Genomic DNA, 18,136 nt, shown 5'->3' with positions numbered 1-18,136 from the left:
AGTGGCCGCGGCCCTGCTGGCGAACACCCTGTACAGCCTGGGCTTCGTGCTGGAGAAACGGGCGCTCACCTCGCTGCCCGAGGTGACGATCCGGCAACCGGCACGGCTGTTGCGCCTGGTTCTCGGCAGCCCCCTGTGGATCGGCGGTTCTCTCGCCCTCGCCGCCGGTTTCGGCGCCCAGCTCGTCGTCTACCGCACCCTCCCGATCGCCGCCGCGCAGGGCATCTTCGTCTCCGGCCTGGTGCTGCTCGTGCTGCTGTCGGCCCGGCTGCTCGGGGAGGAGACGAGCGGCCGGGAGCGGTACGCGCTGGCCGCGATCCTGCTCGCGCTGCTGATGGTGGTGCTGTCGCTGCGCGAAGGCTCGGACACCGTCAGCCAGGAGGCGCCGTACCCGTTGATCCTGCTGGTGTGCGTGCCGTCGCTGGCGGCGGGGCTGTGGCTGTACGGCTCCGCCGAGCGGCGGGCCCGCAACCGGCACCGGCGGCCGACGACCGGCGTCGAGTACGGCGTGGCCGTGGGCCTGCTGTACGGCGTCAGTTCGCTGGCCATCAAGGGCGTGTCGAGCCATCTCACGACCAGCGGGATCGGCGGCGCGGTGCTGGACCTGCTGAGCTCCCCGTATCCGTATCTGCTGCTGTTCACCGGTGTGTTCGGCCTGGTGATGTCGCAGGCGGCGCTCCAGCGCTGTCGGGCCTCGCTGATCGTGCCGGTGTGCACGACCGTGACGTCCCTGTTCACGGCGGTGCTCGGCACGCTGTCGTTCGGCGAGGCCCTGCCGGACGAGCCGCTGCGGCTCACGCTGCGGGTGGCGGGCACGGCCCTGGCGGTCGCCGTGCTCCTGACCATGCCGAAACACGACCCCGCTCCCCAACCTGCCGCACCAGCCAAGGAGTTGGCATCCCCATGAAGCCCGACGACCCGCTGCTGAAGATCCTGGCGTGCCCGCTCGACAAGGGACCGCTGCATCTGCTGGCCGAGGAGGCCGGGCAGGAGGGGGCGCTGTACAACCCGCGTCTGCGCCGCCGCTATCCGATCGTCGACGGCATTCCGCAGTTGCTGCCGTCCTCGGGCGAGCAGGTCTCGGACGACGAACACGAGGAACTTCTCCAGAGGATGACCCCATGACCAGCCTGGCCGCCCGGCTCGCTCCCCTCCTGCCCGCCCGCCTAGTGGCCGCGACGGCCCGGGCGCTCTACCCCCGGTTCGAACCGGAGCTGGCCCGGCTCGCCGAGCTGTGCCCGCCGGGCTGCGGTACGGCGGTGGACGTCGGCGGCTGGTACGGACCCTGGACGCACCGGCTGTCCGGCCTGGCCGAGCACGTGGTGACGATCGAACCGGTGCCCCACCTGGCCCGTCTGCTGACCGCCGCCGTGCCGCCGAACGTGCGGGTGATCCGTGCGGCGGCCTCGGACCGGCCGGGCATCGCCCGCCTGTGGCTGCCGTCGGACGACTCGGGCGACCGGGGCGTGTCGTCGCTGGTCCGGCGCGACATCCACGGCCGGGCGCTGGACGTCCCGTGCGTCACGCTGGACGAGCTGGGGCTGCGCGACGTCGGCTTCATCAAGATCGACGTGGACGGCAACGAACCGGCGGTCCTGCGCGGGGCGACGGGCCTGCTGGCCCGCGACCGGCCCGCCCTGTTCGTGGAGCTGGAGTCCCGCATCCAGCCGATCGCCCCGGTGGTGACCTACCTGTCCCTGCTGGGCTACGACGGCTGGGTCCTGCCCGGCGACAGCTGGGTGCCGCTGGCGAAGTTCCCCCTGGAGGAGCACCAGGCGGACGCCTCCTACGTCGTCTCGCACGGCCTGCTGCGCCGCGTCCTGCCGTACGACGCCCTGCGCGGCCCGCGCTACGTCAACTCGGTGCTCTTCCTGCCGGCCGGCCGACGCCCGGGCACCGCGCCGGTGGGTGACGATGGTGCCCATGCCCTCCGGAAAGCGCCCCGCTAGCCCCTTCACACCGCTCGACTTCCAGCTGGTGCTGCTGCGCCGCATGGCCGACCACAACCCCGGTCCGGTGGAGGACGCCCGTCGCGAGCTGGGCGCCTCCCTCGCGGACATGCGCGAGGCCAACAAGCGCTGGCAGGCGATGGTCCGCTCCCCGCGCTCCCGCTCGCCCCTGTCCCGCTACCGCTCGGTGCTGGGCGAACCCGAGTCCCGTACACCCCGCCGGATCGGCGACCTCGACTGCGAGTCCTGGCTATGGCCCCTCCCCCTCTGGCCCGACCTGCGCTTCGAGGTGCTGACCGCCCCGAACGGCGCGGTGTGGAACGAGTGGCTGGTCCGCGCCCCGGGCGCCGAGGGGCCCGACCTGCGCACGCTCGACGACCTCACCCCCTGGTCCTGCACGGTCGACGAGGCGGCCCGCGCCTTCGCCCCGGCCCGTCCCCTTCAGGGCACGGCCCCGACCCGCTGGGGACTGGCGTTCACCGCGCCGGACGGGCAGGGCGTGCGGTGGGAGGCCGTCGCGGAGTTCACGTGGGGGCTGTTGCAGCGGGTGGCCGTCACCGGCCGTCAGGACTGAGGGGCTCCGCGGCCCCGTCGGACCGCCGGGGCTTCGTGGGTACGCAGCGCCAGGCCAGGCCCGCGGCGGCCAGGTACGCGAGTGCGCCGATGAGCATGCTGCTGCGGAGCCCTGTACCGAAGTCGGCGGCGGAGGCGAGCAGGCTGCCGCCGAGGGCGACGCCGGTGGCGCTGCCGATCTGGCGGGTGGTGTTGAACAGGGCGGAGGCGGCCCCCGAGTACGCCTCCGGGGCGGCGCCCATGACGGTGGCGGTCGTGCCGGTGAGGGCGAAGGCCGTACCGAATCCCGCGGCCATCATCGGGACCACCAGCAGCGCGTAGGCGGGGTCGGCGCCGGCCGCGGCCCAGCCGGCCAGTCCCAGCGCGGCCAGCAGCATCCCGGAGACCACCAGCGGACGGTCGCCGGTGCGACGGGCCAGCCGCCCGGACAGGAGGGAGGCGAACATGGTCATCGCCACCGCCGGGAACAGCGCGAGGCCGGTGCCGAGGGCGCTGTAGCCGCGCTGGTGCTGGAACTCCAGGCTGGCGGTGAACACCACGCCGTAGAAGCCGAAGTTGAACAACAGGCCGATGCCGGCTCCGCCGCTCATGGCACGGGAGCGCAGCAGGGCGAGCGGGAGGACCGGGGGCCGGGCGAGCCGCTCGCGCGCCACGAACACCACGGCGGCCGCCACGGCCAGTCCCGCACCGGCGAGCACGGCCGGATCGGTCCAGCCCCGCCGTCCGGCCTCGTTGAGCGCCCCGGTCAGCAGCGCCACCGCCGCCACGATCGCGCACTGCGCCGGCCAGTCCAGCGCCCGGTCGGCGCGCCGGGGCGAGCGGGCCACGTGCCGCAGTGTCAGCACCAGGCAGGCCACGCCGACGGGCAGGTTGATGAGGAACACCCAGCGCCAGCCGACCGTGGAGACGAGCAGCCCGCCCAGGAGCGGCCCGGCCGAGGCCGCGATGCCCGCCATGGAACCCCACAGCCCGAAGGCCCGGGAGCGTGCGGCCCGCTCGGGATAGGCCTGCTGGAGCAGGGCCAGGGAACCGGGCACGATCAGCGCCGCGCCGAGCCCCTCCACCAGCCGGGCCGCCACCAGGAAGGGCGCGGTGGGTGCGAGCGCGCACGCGGCGGAGGACACGGTGAACACCGCCACGCCCGAGCAGAACACCCGGCGGTTGCCCAGCCGGTCCCCCAGCGCCCCGCCCGTCAGCAGGAAGCCGGCGAGGACCAGGGTGTACCCGTCGGTGATCCACTGGATGCCGGTCAGCGAGGCCGACAGCTCCCGCCCGATCACCGGCACGGCGACGTTGATGACCGTCACGTCCAGGATCACCATGAAGTACCCGGCGCACACCGCGAGCAGCGGTGCCCAGGACCGTCGCTCGGAGGGCATGGCCCTACCACTACACCAAGAGCCTCACCGAGGGACGTATGTCCGCGCGTGATCAGCCGGCGGCGGCCAGGACCGCCTCGACCACCCTCGGCACGGACTCCGGGTGCAGCCACAGGAACAGGTTCGGCTCGACCAGCTCCAGTTCCATCACGCACGGCTGACCGTCCGGCCCGGTGACGAGGTCCACGCGCGCGTACAGCAGATCCTGCTGCCCGGGGACGGCGGCCAGGGCCCGCTCGGCGACGTCGAGTTCGGCGGCGGTCGGCTCCCAGGGTTCGAGGTCGGGGTGGGCAACCTTGTCGGCGTCGTACGGTGTGCCCGGCGCGAGGACCGCGCCCTTGCGGCTGGCGTGCAGCAGGCGTCCGCCGAAGAACTGCAGGGCCCGCTCGCCGGCGGAGTCGATGCTGCGCATGTACGGCTGCACCATCGCCGTGAAGCCCTCGGCGTGCATCCGCTTGAGGTGTCGTACGGCCGTTTCGTGCTCGTCGTGGGTGTAGCGGGCGGCGAAGCGGGCGCCGGCGCCGGAGGTGGGCTTGACGACGTACTCCTGGTGGTCGGGGAGGTCGGCGGGCTCGCCGGGCTCGATGTACCGGGTGGGGACGGCGGGCACGCCGGCGGCCGCCAGATCCCCGAGGTACCGCTTGTCCGTGTTCCACCGCACGACCGCGGGCGGGTTGGCGAGCCGCGTCAGCGTCCCGCAGCGCTCCACCCACGCCGCGAACTCCTCCGTCCGCCAGCTGTAGTCCCAGGTCGACCGGATCACGGCGAGGTCGAAGCCGCCCCAGTCGGTGCCGGAGGCGTCCCACGGCACCGCGACGGCCTCGGCACCGGCGTCCCTCAGCGCCCGTACCAGCAAGGGAAGGTCCTGGTCCTTGCTGGGCTCAGGACCGGAGTCGTAGGTGACGAGTGCGACACGGGGCACCGAGGGCTCCCTCTTCGTGCGATCGGCTGATCGTGCGATCGGGTGATCGGGTGATCGACCGGCAGGCTAACAACCGCCGGCGGAACCAGAACAGCCCGCTTGACCTTCACCTTCGGTGAAGCCCCAGCATCGGTGGCGGAACCGGAGGAGGTGGCGAGGTGCAGAGGGACATGCTGACGATCGGCGCGTTCGCGAAGGCGTGCCGGCTCTCACCCAAGGCACTGCGCCTGTACGACGAACTGGACCTGCTGCGGCCCGCCCGGGTGGACCCGGACACGGGATACCGGTACTACGCGGTCGGGCAGCTGGAGCAGGCCCGGCTGGTGGCGTGGCTGCGGCGGCTGGGCATGCCGCTGGCGGAGATCCGCCAGGTGTGCCGGCTCCACGACCGCGACTGCACGGCCGCCGCCCGGGAGATCCGCGCCTACTGGGCGCGTGTCGAGGCGGAGACGGCGGTACGGCGGGACCTCGCCGCGTTCCTCGTCGCTCACCTGACAGCGGACTCACCGGAGTCCCGAAAGGACACCGCCATGCTGGAACTGCGTTACTCCGCCCACTCCGACACCGGTCGCGTCCGGCCCGCCAACCAGGACACCGCGTACGCGGGCACCCGGCTGCTCGCCGTCGCCGACGGCTTCGGACCGGCGGGCGCGCCCGCGAGCAGCGCCGCCGTGGAGGCACTGCGCTTCCTGGACACGCAGGAGATCCCGGCCGGCGGGGTCCTCAACCACCTGGAGGACGCCGTGCGGGGCGCGGCCCAGGCCGTCCAGGACGTGGCCGACGGCGCCGACGACATCGGCACGACCCTGACCGCCGCGCTGTGGACCGGCTCGCGACTGGCCCTGGTGCACATCGGCGACTCGCGCGCCTACCTGCTGCGCGACGGCGAACTGTTCCTCATCACCCACGACCACACGGTCGTCCAGTCGATGATCGACGAGGGGCGCCTGACACCCGAGGAGGCCGTCTCCCACCCCCAGCGAGCTTTCCTCCTCAAGGCCCTGACGGGCGACGGCACTCCCACGATCCCGGACCTCCGCCTGCACGACGCCCTCCCGGGCGACCGCTATCTGCTGTGCTCCGACGGCCTGTCGAGCGTGGTCCCCGAGGACCGGATCCGGGAGCTCCTCACCCCGCCCACCGCCCCCGACGAGACGGTCCGGGCCCTGGTCACGGCGGCGAACGAGGCCGGCGGTCCGGACAACGTCAGCTGTGTGGTGGCGGACGTCGTGGCGGCGTGACCCGGACGGCCCAGGACCACGGGCCGTGCCCCACCCCGGCCGGTCTACTGGGCGAGGACACCCATCACAGGAAGGGATCTCCATGGCTGCTGTGCTGTCCTTGCGCTGGGCCGGGGTGACGCCCGAGCAGTACGACGCGATGAAGGCCGAGGTGCGCTGGGAGGAGCAGGTGCCGGACGGGCTCGTCCTGCACGTGGCCTGGTTCGAGGCGGGCGACCTGCACGTGACCGACGTGTGGAACGCCGAGGCGGACTTCCGGCGCTTCTTCGCCGAGCGTCTCGCCCCGGCCGTGCCGAAGGTCGGTCTCCCCGGTGAGCCCGAGGTCCGCTTCGCGCCGGTACACCGGCGGTTCGTGGCGCCCGGTACCACCGGGTTCGCCTGACACCCGACCCGGGCTACCCCTCCTCGCCCGGCTCCCAGTCCAGCAACCGCACCTTCGCCACCGTGCGCACGTGGCGCCGCATGGCCGCGGCCGCCTGGCGGGGCTGCTGTGCGGCGATCGCGTCGAGGATGGCCTGGTGCTGGGAGAGGGAGCGGGAGGGGCGGCCGGGCTGGCGGAGGGACTCGGTGCGGCTCTCGGCGATCTGCTCGGTGATGGAGCGCATGAACTCCGCGAGCAGAGCGCTGTGGGCCGCCGCCGTCACGGCGGCGTGGAACAGCCGGTCGCCCTCCACGCCGTGACCGCCCGCCGCGATCTCCTCCGACATGCGCGCGAGCGCCGAGCGCATCGCGTCCAGGTCCTCCTCCGAGCGCCGCTCCGCGGCCAGTTCGGCGAGCTTCGTCTCCAGCGCCTCCCGGGCCTCCAGGACATCGGGCAGGCGCCGGCGGCGTTCCACCATCCGCTCGACCGGCTCGGTGTCGAGGCTGTCCCGCACGAGGTACGTGCCGCCCCCGTGCCGGGCCTCCACCAGGCCCTGGACCTCCAGCACCACGATCGCCTGCTTCACCGAGGCGCGGCTCACCCCGAGCCGCTGGGCCAGATCCCGCTCGGGCGGCAGCCGGTCGCCGGCGCGCAGGCCGCCCTCGGCGACGTACTGCCGCAGCCGCTCCAGCACCTGCTCGTAGAGGCGCTGTTTGGCCATGGGGCGCAGGGCGTCGGTCATGGAGTCCCCCTCTCGCCGGGAGCGTAACACCGGCCCCTCTCGGTGGCCGAGTGGCTGAACCAATTCTTGCGCACCCCCTTGACGGACGCCCGGGCCGCACCCACGCTGTTCAGCCAACGCACCTCAAGTGGTTCAGCCACTCGGCCACTCTTCTGGGTGCTCCCAGCCGCTCCGGGGCCCAACGACGGGAGCCCGTATGTCCCCCGAACTCATCTCGATCCTCGTCCTCGTCGTGGTGTTCGTCATCGCCACCACCCGTTCCGTCAACATGGGCGCGCTCGCCTTCGCCGCCGCCTTCGGGGTGGGCGGGCTCGTCGCCGATCTCGACGCGGACGGCATCTTCGCCGGCTTCCCCGGCGACCTGTTCGTCGTCCTGGTCGGCGTCACGTACCTCTTCGCGATCGCCCGCGCCAACGGCACCACCGACTGGCTGGTGCACGCCGCCGTCCGGCTCGTGCGGGGGCGGGTCGCGCTCATCCCCTGGGTGATGTTCGCGCTGACCGGCGCGCTCACGGCGATCGGCGCGGTCAGCCCGGCCGCGGTGGCGATCGTCGCCCCGATCGCCCTGAGCTTCGCCGCCCGGTACGGGATCAGCCCGCTGCTGATGGGCGCGATGGTCGTCCACGGCGCCCAGGCCGGCGGCTTCTCCCCCATCAGCATCTACGGCTCGATCGTCAACGGCATCGTGGAACGCGAGAAGCTCCCCGGCAACGAGCTGATCCTGTTCCTGTCGTCCCTCGCGGCGAACCTGGTCATCGCGGGGGTGGTGTTCGTCGTCTGCGGCGGCTTGAAGCTGTGGGCCCAAGGCGCGGTGGACGACGGCACGGGGGACGGCGGCGGCAGCCCCGCCCCGGCTGCGGACAATCCCGCCGCCGCTGCGGGCAGTCCTTCCGCCGCTGCGGGCAGTCGTGCCGCTGGGGCGGCGCCCGTCCCACAGAAAGCGGCACCTCGCCCCGCCGAGCTGCGGACCGCCCCGGCCCCAGCAACCGGCACGCCGAGCCCGGAAACGACCAGCCTCACCCCGGCCCGCACAGCCACCCTCACCTCCCTCCTCGCTCTGGTGATCGCCGTCCTCGTCTTCGACCTGGACGCCGGCCTCACCGCCATCACCCTCGCCGTCATCCTCAGCACGCTGTGGCCGGAAGACAGCCGCAAGGCAACAGGCCAGATCGCCTGGCCGACCGTCCTCCTCATCTGCGGCGTCCTCACCTACATCGGCGTCCTCGACGAGATGGGCACCATCACCTGGGCCGGCGAGGGCGTAGGAAACATCGGCATCCCCCTGCTGGCGGCCGTCCTGCTCTGCTACATCGGCGCACTCGTCTCCGCGTTCGCCTCCTCCGTGGGAATCATGGGCGCCCTGATCCCCCTGGCCGTGCCGTTCCTGGAACGGGGCGAGATCGGCGCGATCGGCATGGTGGCCGCACTGGCCGTGTCGGCGACGGTCGTGGACGTGAGCCCGTTCTCCACGAACGGCGCACTGGTCCTGGCCGCCGCCCCGGACGTCGACCGCGAGCGTTTCTTCCGGCAGCTGATGGTGTACGGAGGAATCGTGGTGGCGGTCGTACCGGCGGCGGCGTGGCTGGTCATGGTCGTGCCCGGCTGGGGATAGCCGACCGCTGACCGGTCCGACAGAAAACAGCTAAGGAGATGTGACGCGTGACCCCTCTCTTCCCGGCCCTGACCGAAGCCCCGGCCGACGGATCGGCCGACGCAGCGGCCGACCGCCCCGCCCTCCGCTTCGGCGAGCGCTCCCTGACCTACGCGCAGCTCGCCGCAGCGGCCGGCGCCCTCACGGGCCGCATCGGCGAGGCCACGCGGGTCGCCGTATGGGCGACGCCCACCATGGAGACCGCCGTCGCCGTCGTCGCCGCCCTGCTGGCCGGCGTCCCCGCCGTACCGCTCAACCCGAAGTCGGGCGAGAAGGAACTCGCGCACATCCTGTCCGACAGCGCACCCGACCTGGTGCTCACGGCACCCGACGACCAACTTCCCTCTCCCGTACAGGACTTGCCCCGCCTCGACGTCGACGTGCACGGCACCGGCCCGGTCCCCGAGGGCCACGCGGACGACGAGGACCCGGCGCTGGTCGTCTACACCTCCGGCACCACCGGCCCGCCCAAGGGCGCCGTCATCCCGCGCCGGGCGATCGCCTCGACCCTGGACGCGCTGGCCGACGCGTGGCAGTGGACGGGCGACGACGTCCTCGTCCACGGACTGCCGCTGTTCCATGTGCACGGCCTGGTCCTGGGCACCCTCGGCCCGCTGCGGCGCGGCGGCTCGGTGCGGCACCTGGGCCGCTTCAGCACGCAGGGCGTGGCCCGGGAGTTGAACGCGGGCGCGACCATGCTGTTCGGCGTGCCGACGATGTACCACCGGATCGCGGAGGCGGTGACCGGCGACCCGGAGCTGGTGAAGGCGCTGACCGGCGCGCGGCTGCTGGTGTCCGGTTCCGCCGCGCTGCCCGTGCACGACCACGGGCGGATCGCGACGGCGACGGGGCGGCGGGTGATCGAGCGGTACGGCATGACGGAGACGCTGATGAACACCAGCGTCCGTGCCGACGGCGAGGCCCGCCCGGGCACGGTCGGCGTGCCGCTGCCGGGCGTGGAGCTGCGGCTGGTCGAGGAGGACGGCTCGGAGGTCACCGCGTACGACGGGGAGACGGTGGGCGAGATCCAGGTGCGCGGCCCGAACCTGTTCACGGAGTACCTCAACCGGCCCGACGCCACCGCCGCCGCCTTCACCGCCGACGGCTGGTTCCGCACCGGCGACATGGCGGTGCGCGACCCCGACGGCTACGTCCGGATCGTCGGCCGCAAGGCCACCGACCTGATCAAGAGCGGCGGTTACAAGATCGGAGCGGGGGAGATCGAGAACGCGCTCCTGGAGCACCCGGGGGTGCGGGAGGCCGCCGTCACCGGGGAGCCGGACGCCGACCTGGGCGAGCGGATCGTGGCGTGGATCGTCCCGGCGGATCCCCAGTCCCCGCCCTCGCTCGACGAGTTGGCGGACCACGTGGCCAAGCGGCTCGCCCCGCACAAGCGCCCACGGGTCGTCCACCACCTCGGCGCCCTGCCCCGCAACGACATGGGGAAGATCATGAAGCGGGCGCTCCCCCATGACTGAGCGCCCCGCGACCGAGCGGCTCCCCGCGACCGAGCGGCTCCCCGCGACCGAGCGCCTCTCGGCCCGCGCGATCGCCGACGCCCTCGCCGACGACGCCACCTTCACCGAACTGCCCGCGCCCATAAGGGACTCCAGGCCCGACGGCCCGCTCGGCTGGCCCGGCTACGACGCCCTGCGCGCCCGTGCCGCCGAGCGCACCGGCGAGCAGGAGTCCGTGGTCTGCGGCACCGCCCGCGTCGGCGGCACCCGGGCCGTGCTGATCGCGTTCGAGTTCGGCTTCCTCGGCGGCTCGCTCGGCGAACGCACCGGCGACCGGCTGGAGGCGGCGTACACCTACGCCCGGGAGCACCGCCTCCCGGTCGTGCCGCTGGTCGCCACGGGCGGCAGCCGGATGCAGGAGGGCATGCTCGCCCTGACGCAACTCCAGCGCGTGGCCCGGCAGTCGGCGCTCACCCGGGAAGCGGGGCTCGCGCAGATCGCCGTGCTGCGCGATCCGACCACCGGGGGCGGGTGGGCCACCCTGGGCGCGGGCGCCGACGTGGTCCTCGCGCTGCCCGGGGCCCAGGTCGGCTTCGCCGGCTCCCGGGTGCGCCCGGCGGACGCGGATGCGGCGGCGTACACGGCCGAGGCGCAGGTCGCGGCGGGCGCGGCGGACGCGGTCGTACGGCCGGAGGAACTGCGCGAGACGCTGGGCCGGTGGCTGCGGCTGCTGACGTGCCCGTCCGGCACACCGGCCCCGCCACCCGAACCGCTCGGCGACGACACGGGCCTGCCCGCCACCGGCTGGGACGCCGTCCGGCGCGCCCGCTCGCCCCGGCGCCCGCGCGCCGCCGCCTATCTGGACGCCTACTTCTCCGACCGCGTCGCGATCAGCGGCGACCGCTGCGGCGGCACGGATCCGGACGGCATGCTGTGCGGCTTCGGTACGCACGAGGGCCGTACGGTCGCGTACGCCGCGCAGACCGGGACCGCGACCCGCCCCGCCGGCTACCGCACCGCCGCCCGTCTGATCCGCCTCGCGGACCGGCTGGGCACCCCGGTGCTGACCCTCGTGGACACCCCGGGCGCCGCCAACGACGCGGCGGCGGAGCGGCAGGGTGCGGGCGCCGCGATCGCGGACCTGTTCGGCGCGGTGGCCGGCGCCCGCACCCCGGTGACGACGCTGGTGATCGGCGAGGGCGGCTCCGGCGGCGCGCTGGCGCTGGCCGCGCCCGGCAACACCTGGGCCACCCCGGACAGTTATTTCTCGGTGATCGCGCCGGAGCTCGCGGCGGCCATCCTCAAGCGGCCGCCGCGCGAGGTGGAGGCGACGGCGGACCAGCTCCGCATCCGGCCGCAGGACCTGGTGGAGCTGGGGGTGATCCGGGGGACCGTGGGACCGTGAGTCAGGTGGTGGCCCCCACGCACCATCAAGTACCTTCCGTCACAATGGATATGCCCAACGCGACGGAACCACGGGGGTGTCATGGACGGGTTGGTCGAGTTCAGAACCGGTGACGGTGCCGTGGTCGCGGTCGAGGCGGTGGAGGAGCGGTCCGGCTCCCGCCTGGTCTCCCGGGGCGACGGCACGGTCCAGGCGACCCGCACCTTCGAGGGCGCCCTGGACGGAGTCCGGGCCGCCGCCGAGTCCGCGCTGCGGGTGTTCCGCGACGGGTCCCTGAAGCCGGACGGCGTGGAGATCGAGTTCGGGGTCAAACTGTCCGCCGAGACGGGCGCGTTCATCGCCAAGGGCACCGCCGAGGGCCACCTGGTGGTGAGACTGACCTGGTCTCCGGCCGGCCCGGAGGCAAGCCCCCCCGTCTCATGAACAGCGCCGAGTGGCACGCCCGGATCGAGTTACGGGGGCAGGTGGCAGGAGCCGGCTTCCTCGTCGCGCCCGGCACGGTGCTGACGTGCGCCCATGTCGTGGGGGACGGCGAGGACCTGACCGTGACCTTCACGGAGCGGCCCGGCTCCCCGCCCGTGCCCGCCCGGGTGGTCGCCCACGGTGGCTGGGGCGGCGCCGGCACCGACCCCGGGGACCTCGCCGTGCTGGCACTCGACCAGGAGGTGCCCGTCGCCCCGGCCGCGCTGGCCCCGGTCGACGCCGCGCACGGCCCGGCACCGCGCAAGCTCGTCGTCTACGGCTTCCCGGCCGGCTTCGACGAGGGCACCCTCGCCGAATACCGCGTCACCGCACCCCAGTTGATCAAACGGGAGTGGCTCCAGCTGGAGGCCTGGCACCCGGGCGGCCAGCCCTTGGCCCCCGGCTTCAGCGGAGCCGCCGTCACCCTGGCCGACACCGGCGAGGTCGTCGGCATGGTCACGGCGGCGGCCGGCAGCCGGGACGTGCGCACCGGCCGGATGATGCCCACCCAGGTCATGGCCCGCTACTGGCCCGCGCTGCAGAGCCTGGTCCCCACCTCGGACCACACCACCGCCGACCGGGCCCGACTGCGCGCCCTGATCGAGAAGGCGGCCCGGGCGGGCGTGGACTGCGACCCGGTCCGGCTCTACACCGCGGCGGCCGACCCGTTCGACCCGCCGCCGCCCGAGGACGGGTTCGACTCGCTGTGGTCGGCGGCCCTGTTCGTGCTGTGCGAACTCGACGGCCCGGGCGCCGCGCGCACGGTGACCCGGTTCGCCGACCGGCTCGACGCCCTGCTGCACACCCCGGCCGCTGAGCCGTCCGCGCCCGACTGGTCACCCATCCTCGTCGAACTCGGGCACAGCGGCGCGGGCGACGACCTGGTCCGTGTCGAGGTGTCCGCGTACAGCGAGGGGCGGCGGCACCCGGTGGACTCCGGCACGGTCGAGCAGCACCGGCTGCGCGCCTACGTGCAGGACCGTATCGAGGCGGCCTTCCGGTACCTGACGCCCGGCGCCGACGAGTTGGTCGCGTTCGCGCTGCCCCGGGACTGGCTGGACTGGCCCGTCGACCGCTGGGAGAGCGCCCCCGACGACACCACGCCGCTCGGCTGCGTCTACCCGCTGGTCGTCACCGACCACGCCCGGCGCAAGGCCAGCACCCGGCATGTCCTGACCCGGGCCTGGAAGCGCCTGGACTCCTCGCCGGGCGCGCGGATGCACCGCGTGGAGTGCGGCGGCCCGGAGGAGCCCGGGCGGCTGCGGATGCGGCTGCGGCAGCCCGGCGCCTGCCTCGCCGGGTTCGGCACCGCCCCGGCCGCCTCCCGCACCCGGCCGCACTTCGACACCTCGCTCACGGCGCCGGCCCCGGTGATCGTGTGGTCGCGCGACGGCTGCGGCTCGGGGCAGGAGGACTGCTCCGGCGCGGACGGCTGCACCGGCAAGGCCTTCCTCGACGCGCTCGACGCCTGCCTGAAGGCCGTACCGCCCGCCGAACTGCCCCGCCGGATCCTGGCCCTGCGCGAGGAGGCCGACGCCGAGGAGGACCACTGGGCCCACGGCATCCAGCTGCTGTGGGACGACCCTCGCGTTTTCGCCGACCCGCACGCCGTCGCCGCCGCCCACGCCCGGACCCCGGTGGCCTGACCCACCGCGGGCCCGGCCCGGCGCACCCCGGAAACACCAGCTCGACAACGGAGAGCGGAGTACATCCCCCATGCCGCACTGGTCCGTCTACACCGGCGAGAACGAGCCGCACGACGGCATCGACGACCTTCCCGCACCACCGCCCTGGCGTGCCTTCGACGGCGGGCCCGCCCTTCCGCCGCCCCTCGACAGCGACGACGCGACGGCCGTCTCCCCGGACCGCGTGCACCGGGCTAAGTCGTACGTGGCGACCCCGGAGACCGTCCGGCTCGTCAACGCCGCACTGTGCCTGCGCCGCCCCCTGCTCGTCACGGGCCCGCCCGGCACCGGCAAGTCCTCCCTCGCGTACGCGGTGGCACGCGAGCTGCGTCTCGGCCCGGTCCTGCGCTGGAACATCACCAGCCGCAGCACCCTCGCCGACGGCCTCTACCAGTACGACCCGCTGTCCCGGCTGTACGCGGCCCGGGAGCGGCAGGACGGCCCGGGCCGCGCCGCCGGCGACGTCGAGGACCATCTGCGGCTCGGCCCGCTCGGCACGGCCCTGCTCCCCTACGACCGGCCCCGCGCCCTGCTCGTCGACGAGATCGACAAGAGCGACCTGGACCTGCCGAACGACCTGCTGAACGCCCTGGAGGAGGGGCAGTACGAGATCCCGGAACTGGTCCGGGCCGCCCGCCACTCCGGCGACGGGGCGGCCGAGGTCCTCGCGGACGGCACGGACACGCCGGTCACCGTCCACCGCGGCCGGGTCCGCTGCCGCGCCTTCCCGTTCGTCGTGCTGACCAGCAACGGCGAACGCGAGTTCCCGCCCGCGTTCCTGCGCCGCTGCGTCCGGCTGAAGCTGCGCCGCCCGGACCGGGACCAGCTCACCGACATCGTCCGCGCCCACCTGGACACCCCGGACGGTCACGCGGACCGTCTGATCACCCGCTTCCTGGAGCGGGCGGGCGGCGGCGAGCTCGCCACCGACCAGCTGCTGAACGCCCTCTACCTCACGGGGGTGGCGGGCCTGGACGCCGAGTCCCGCGACGACCTCGCCGAGCAGCTGATGCCGTACCTCAGCGCGACGGCCGACGGCGATGGTTTCTGACCACGGCCACGGGCCGTCCCCGGTCGCCCGGCTGGCCGCGGCCCTGTCCGCGGCCGGTGCGTCGCCGACACCGCGCGAGCTGGCCGAACTGCTGTGGATGGCCGCACAGTTGGACCCGGACCGGCAGGAGCGGGAGCCTTCGGCGGAGCCCGGCGACGGCGACTCCCCGTCCGCACACGAGGAAAGCACCCCCGCGGAGGCGGAAACCCCCGCCCCCGCGCCCCCTCAACCGACGCCGGAGCCGGAACTCAAGCCGGAGCCGGAGCCGGTCCACCGCACCCCCGACCGCGTCCCGCTGACCCTGCCCGCCCCGCGCTCCCCGCACCACCGGCACGACTCCCCCGGCGGCGGATCCCCCCTCCTGGCCCCCGTGCCCCCGATGCTGCCGCACCCCCTCGCGCTGCAGCGCGCCCTGCGCCCGCTGCAGCGCAAGGTTCCCTCCCCGCACACCCGGGTGCTGGACGAACGGGCGACGGCCGACCGCATCGCCCGGCTCGGTGCCCACCCCGACGTGTGGTTCCCGGTCCTGCGCCCGGCCCCCGACCGCTGGCTGCGCCTGAACCTCGTGCACGACACCGGCCCCACCATGCCGGTCTGGCGCCCCCTGGTGGGCGAACTGCACACCGCCCTCGCCCAGTCGGGCATCTTCCGTACGGTCACCCTGCACCCGGCGACCCCGGACGGCCGCGCCCGCCACGTCCCCGTCCCCGCCGACGGCCGCACCGTCACCCTCGTCGTCAGCGACTGCATGGGCCCGCAGTGGCGTCCGGGCGAGGCGGGCGAGCGCTGGTACCGCACCCTGCGCCACTGGGCCCGGCACATGCCGCTCGCCGTGGTCCAGCCCCTCCCCGAACACCTCTGGCCCACCACCGCGCTCCCCGCCGAGCCGGGCCTGCTCACCTCCCCCTCCACGGCGGCGCCTTCGGCGGCCCTCGCCTTCACCTCCTACGAAGCCGCGCCGGCCCCCGACCAGGCCCTCCCCCTTCCGGTCCTGGAACCGGGCGCCCCCTGGCTCGCCCACTGGGCCGCCCTGGTCGCCGGCCCGGGCGGCGCCCGCACCCCGGGCGCGGCGGCCTGGCTGCCGCCCTCCCCGGCCCCGCCCGCCGAACCGACCCCCGACATCGCCTCGTCGACCCCCGAGGAGCTGGTCCTGCGCTTTCGCGCGACCGCGTCCCCGGAGGCCTTCCGCCTCGCCGGCCACCTCGCCCTGGCGGTCCCCTCGGTGCCGGTGATGCGCCTGGTCCAGCGCACCGTGGACCGCGACCCGCGCCCCCAGCACCTGGCCGAGGTGATCCTCAGCGGCATGCTCACCTCCGTCCCCGGCCCGCCCGGCTCCTACGAGTTCCGCCCCGGCGTGCGGGAGTTGCTGCTGCGCTCCCTCCCTCGTACGGCCCGGGGCCGCACCCGTGAGTTCCTCGCACGGATCGGAGGACTGATCGACGAACGGGCGGGACGCGCGGCCGGCGAGTTCCGCGCCCAGACGAGCGGCGAACGCGACGGCTCCAGCGCGGCGTTCGCCACGGTGAGCGAGGAGACGGTGCGCCGGCTGGGCCACCGCGACCGCCCCACGATCCTCTTCGAGGCCGACGACCTCACCGGCCACCCCGAGGCCCGCATCACCCTCGAGTTCGCGGTGCACGAGATGCTCTCCCGCGGCTCCCTCACCGCTTCCCAGTTCGACGTCCGGGTCCGCGGCAACGGCTACGTCGTCCACACCGAACCCGGCACCTACGTGCTCCCGGTGCTGGTCGCGGTCCTGCGCGGGCTGCCCGAGGTGCTCACCGGGCTGGCGGACCCGCCGCGGCTGACCGTGACGTTCTGGGACCGGCCCACCCCGCCGCCGGAGGCACCGCACACGCCCGCCGGCATTCAGGTGGTCGTCTCCCCGGACGTATACGGGCAGTTCGCCGGCAGCTCGGCGGCGCAGGGGCCGCAGCGCTTCCAGCCCCTCTACCGGGGCGGCGCCACGGACACCCCGCCCGTCGCCTGGTACTGCCCGCTGGCCCCTGCCACGGACGCCGCCGGACTCATGGCCCGCGACCTGGTGCGGGGCCCCTTCATCACGCACGACCTGCACCGGCTCGGGGTACCGGCCGCGGGCCGCACGGCCGTCGTGCACACCCAGCCCGACGGCCCGCTCACCCTCCTCGACCCCGCCCAGCCGCACGGCGACGGACCGCCGCGGCTCGTGACGTACTACGAGGTGGACCTCACCACCCACCAGTCCCACCACCGGCTCTCCCTGCCGAGCTCCGGCAAGGGCGCCTTCACCGCCGCGGTCGAGTTGTCCTGGCGGGTGGACGACCCGGTCGCCTTCGTGCGCGCCGAGGTCACCCGGGTGTCCGAATCGCTGCTCGGCCATCTGCGGGAAGAGGCGGCCCGGATCACCCGCCGCCATCCGCTGCGCCGGGCGGGCGCGGCCCAGCGGGCGGTCAACGCCGGGCTGCGCGGGTGGCCGGTGCCGGGCCTGTCGGTCGCGGCGTCGGTGCGGCTGGCCGCTCAGGGCGCGCCCCTGCCCGGACCGCAGGAGCCGGTGCCTTCCGAGCGGCCGCTGCCCGCTCTCCTCGGCGAGGCCGAGTCCGTGCTGCTCGGCTTCGACGGCCCCGTGGCCCGGCTGTTCTCGGCGGCCGCCGCCCGCGAGGCCACGCTCGACCTGCTGGCCCTGGTCGCCGAGCACCGCGACTCCGGGGACACCCCGCCCGCAGCGGTGCTGGACACGTTCACGCATCCGCTGGACGTGCTGCGGGCCTTCGCGCGGGACCGGCTGGGCCCGCTCCTGCGCGACCGTCTCGACGCGCTCGAACTGCGCGCGGTCCCCGACGCGCCCACGACCCACAACTCCGTGCCACTGGTCCGGGCCCTGCACCACTCCGGCCGCCGCGTCCACGTGGTCACGGACGCCGGCGCCCCGGCCGTACACCGCTACCTCGACCCGTACGGCCTCCCGCTGGCCGGCGTCCACGCCCGTGGCGAGGACCTCACCCTGCTGACCCCGCACCCCGACTGCCTCCTGCGCGCGATGGACTCCTGCGGCGCCGCGACCGGCGTACTGATCGGCTCCACGGTCGCCGAACTCACCGCCGCCCAGCAGGCCGGAGTGCGCTTCGTCGGCCTCGCCCGCAACACCACCGCCGCCCGGCAGCTCGACGAGGCGGGCTGCGACACCACCGTCACCTCCCTGGCACCGCTCCTGGAGGCCGCGCGCTCCCTTGAGCGCCTGTGAGGCCGAACCGCCCGTTCGGCGGCGCCCCGCCCGGC

16 protein-coding genes are annotated in these 18,136 nt (G+C 74.5%); 13 read left to right on the top strand and 3 right to left on the bottom strand.

The window, feature by feature from the left end:
* The first annotated feature begins 1 nt into the window (after position 1).
* From ABZ192_RS33960 to ABZ192_RS33945, 4 genes are read left to right on the top strand one after another with little or no spacing between them, the layout of a single operon-like run.
* On the top strand, positions 2 to 907 hold the full coding sequence (locus ABZ192_RS33960) for a hypothetical protein (RefSeq protein WP_356928346.1): 906 nt from the start codon (positions 2 to 4) through the stop codon (positions 905 to 907).
* The gene (locus tag ABZ192_RS33955) at positions 904 to 1,125 is read left to right on the top strand and encodes a Trm112 family protein (protein ID WP_356928322.1); all 222 of its coding nucleotides are present in this window, start codon (positions 904 to 906) and stop codon (positions 1,123 to 1,125) included. Before ABZ192_RS33960 ends, ABZ192_RS33955 begins: the two co-directional genes overlap by 4 nt.
* The gene (locus tag ABZ192_RS33950) at positions 1,122 to 1,949 is read left to right on the top strand and encodes an FkbM family methyltransferase (protein ID WP_356928321.1); all 828 of its coding nucleotides are present in this window, start codon (positions 1,122 to 1,124) and stop codon (positions 1,947 to 1,949) included. The genes ABZ192_RS33955 and ABZ192_RS33950 overlap by 4 nt, the downstream gene beginning before the upstream one ends.
* The gene (locus tag ABZ192_RS33945; protein ID WP_356928320.1) at positions 1,915 to 2,523 is read left to right on the top strand and encodes a hypothetical protein; all 609 of its coding nucleotides are present in this window, start codon (positions 1,915 to 1,917) and stop codon (positions 2,521 to 2,523) included. Before ABZ192_RS33950 ends, ABZ192_RS33945 begins: the two co-directional genes overlap by 35 nt.
* Here ABZ192_RS33945 and ABZ192_RS33940 read toward each other — a convergent pair.
* Both ABZ192_RS33940 and ABZ192_RS33935 read right to left on the bottom strand, forming a co-directional pair.
* Entirely contained in the window at positions 2,504 to 3,901 is a 1,398-nt protein-coding gene (locus tag ABZ192_RS33940; protein WP_356928319.1) for an MFS transporter, read from the bottom strand. The genes ABZ192_RS33945 and ABZ192_RS33940 overlap by 20 nt on opposite strands.
* Before the next feature lie 52 nt (positions 3,902 to 3,953).
* Positions 3,954 to 4,823 carry a hypothetical protein gene (locus ABZ192_RS33935; protein WP_356928318.1) on the bottom strand — a complete coding sequence of 290 codons (870 nt, stop codon included), beginning with the start codon at positions 4,821 to 4,823 and terminating at the stop codon, positions 3,954 to 3,956.
* 170 nt (positions 4,824 to 4,993) lie between these two features.
* Here ABZ192_RS33935 and ABZ192_RS33930 point away from each other — a divergent pair, with 170 nt between their 5' ends.
* Entirely contained in the window at positions 4,994 to 6,064 is a 1,071-nt protein-coding gene (locus ABZ192_RS33930) for a MerR family transcriptional regulator (protein ID WP_356928345.1), read from the top strand.
* Between the two features lie 82 nt (positions 6,065 to 6,146).
* Positions 6,147 to 6,446: a hypothetical protein gene (locus ABZ192_RS33925; protein ID WP_356928317.1), complete on the top strand. Its 300-nt coding sequence runs from the start codon at positions 6,147 to 6,149 to the stop codon at positions 6,444 to 6,446.
* 13 nt (positions 6,447 to 6,459) lie between these two features.
* Here ABZ192_RS33925 and ABZ192_RS33920 read toward each other — a convergent pair whose 3' ends face one another.
* Positions 6,460 to 7,167, bottom strand: a complete 708-nt coding sequence (locus ABZ192_RS33920) for an FCD domain-containing protein (RefSeq protein WP_356928316.1) — start codon at positions 7,165 to 7,167, stop codon at positions 6,460 to 6,462.
* Positions 7,168 to 7,363: 196 nt separating this feature from the next.
* Between ABZ192_RS33920 and ABZ192_RS33915 the strand changes: the two genes are divergently transcribed.
* From ABZ192_RS33915 to ABZ192_RS33885, 7 genes are all read left to right on the top strand, one after another.
* Positions 7,364 to 8,779, top strand: a complete 1,416-nt coding sequence (locus ABZ192_RS33915; protein ID WP_356928315.1) for an SLC13 family permease — start codon at positions 7,364 to 7,366, stop codon at positions 8,777 to 8,779.
* Between the two features lie 47 nt (positions 8,780 to 8,826).
* Complete coding sequence (locus tag ABZ192_RS33910) at positions 8,827 to 10,296, top strand: acyl-CoA synthetase (RefSeq protein WP_356928314.1); 1,470 nt, start codon at positions 8,827 to 8,829, stop codon at positions 10,294 to 10,296.
* Positions 10,289 to 11,680 carry a carboxyl transferase domain-containing protein gene (locus tag ABZ192_RS33905; protein WP_356928313.1) on the top strand — a complete coding sequence of 464 codons (1,392 nt, stop codon included), beginning with the start codon at positions 10,289 to 10,291 and terminating at the stop codon, positions 11,678 to 11,680. The genes ABZ192_RS33910 and ABZ192_RS33905 overlap by 8 nt, the downstream gene beginning before the upstream one ends.
* 81 nt (positions 11,681 to 11,761) lie before the next feature.
* Entirely contained in the window at positions 11,762 to 12,103 is a 342-nt protein-coding gene (locus tag ABZ192_RS33900) for a CU044_2847 family protein (protein ID WP_356928312.1), read from the top strand.
* Positions 12,100 to 13,788: a trypsin-like peptidase domain-containing protein gene (locus tag ABZ192_RS33895; RefSeq protein ID WP_356928311.1), complete on the top strand. Its 1,689-nt coding sequence runs from the start codon at positions 12,100 to 12,102 to the stop codon at positions 13,786 to 13,788. Before ABZ192_RS33900 ends, ABZ192_RS33895 begins: the two co-directional genes overlap by 4 nt.
* Before the next feature lie 70 nt (positions 13,789 to 13,858).
* Positions 13,859 to 14,878 (top strand): MoxR family ATPase, encoded by a 1,020-nt coding sequence (locus ABZ192_RS33890; RefSeq protein WP_356928310.1) that lies wholly within the window; start codon positions 13,859 to 13,861, stop codon positions 14,876 to 14,878.
* Positions 14,868 to 18,101, top strand: a complete 3,234-nt coding sequence (locus ABZ192_RS33885) for an SAV_2336 N-terminal domain-related protein (protein WP_356928309.1) — start codon at positions 14,868 to 14,870, stop codon at positions 18,099 to 18,101. The genes ABZ192_RS33890 and ABZ192_RS33885 overlap by 11 nt, the downstream gene beginning before the upstream one ends.
* Positions 18,102 to 18,136: the final 35 nt, after the last annotated feature.

Origin of the sequence: Streptomyces sp. NPDC006235, from assembly GCF_040613735.1 — a bacterium.
GTDB lineage: Bacteria > Actinomycetota > Actinomycetes > Streptomycetales > Streptomycetaceae > Streptomyces.
Note: the sequence above shows the minus strand (reverse complement) of the source record. Positions and strands in the feature narration are given on the sequence as shown.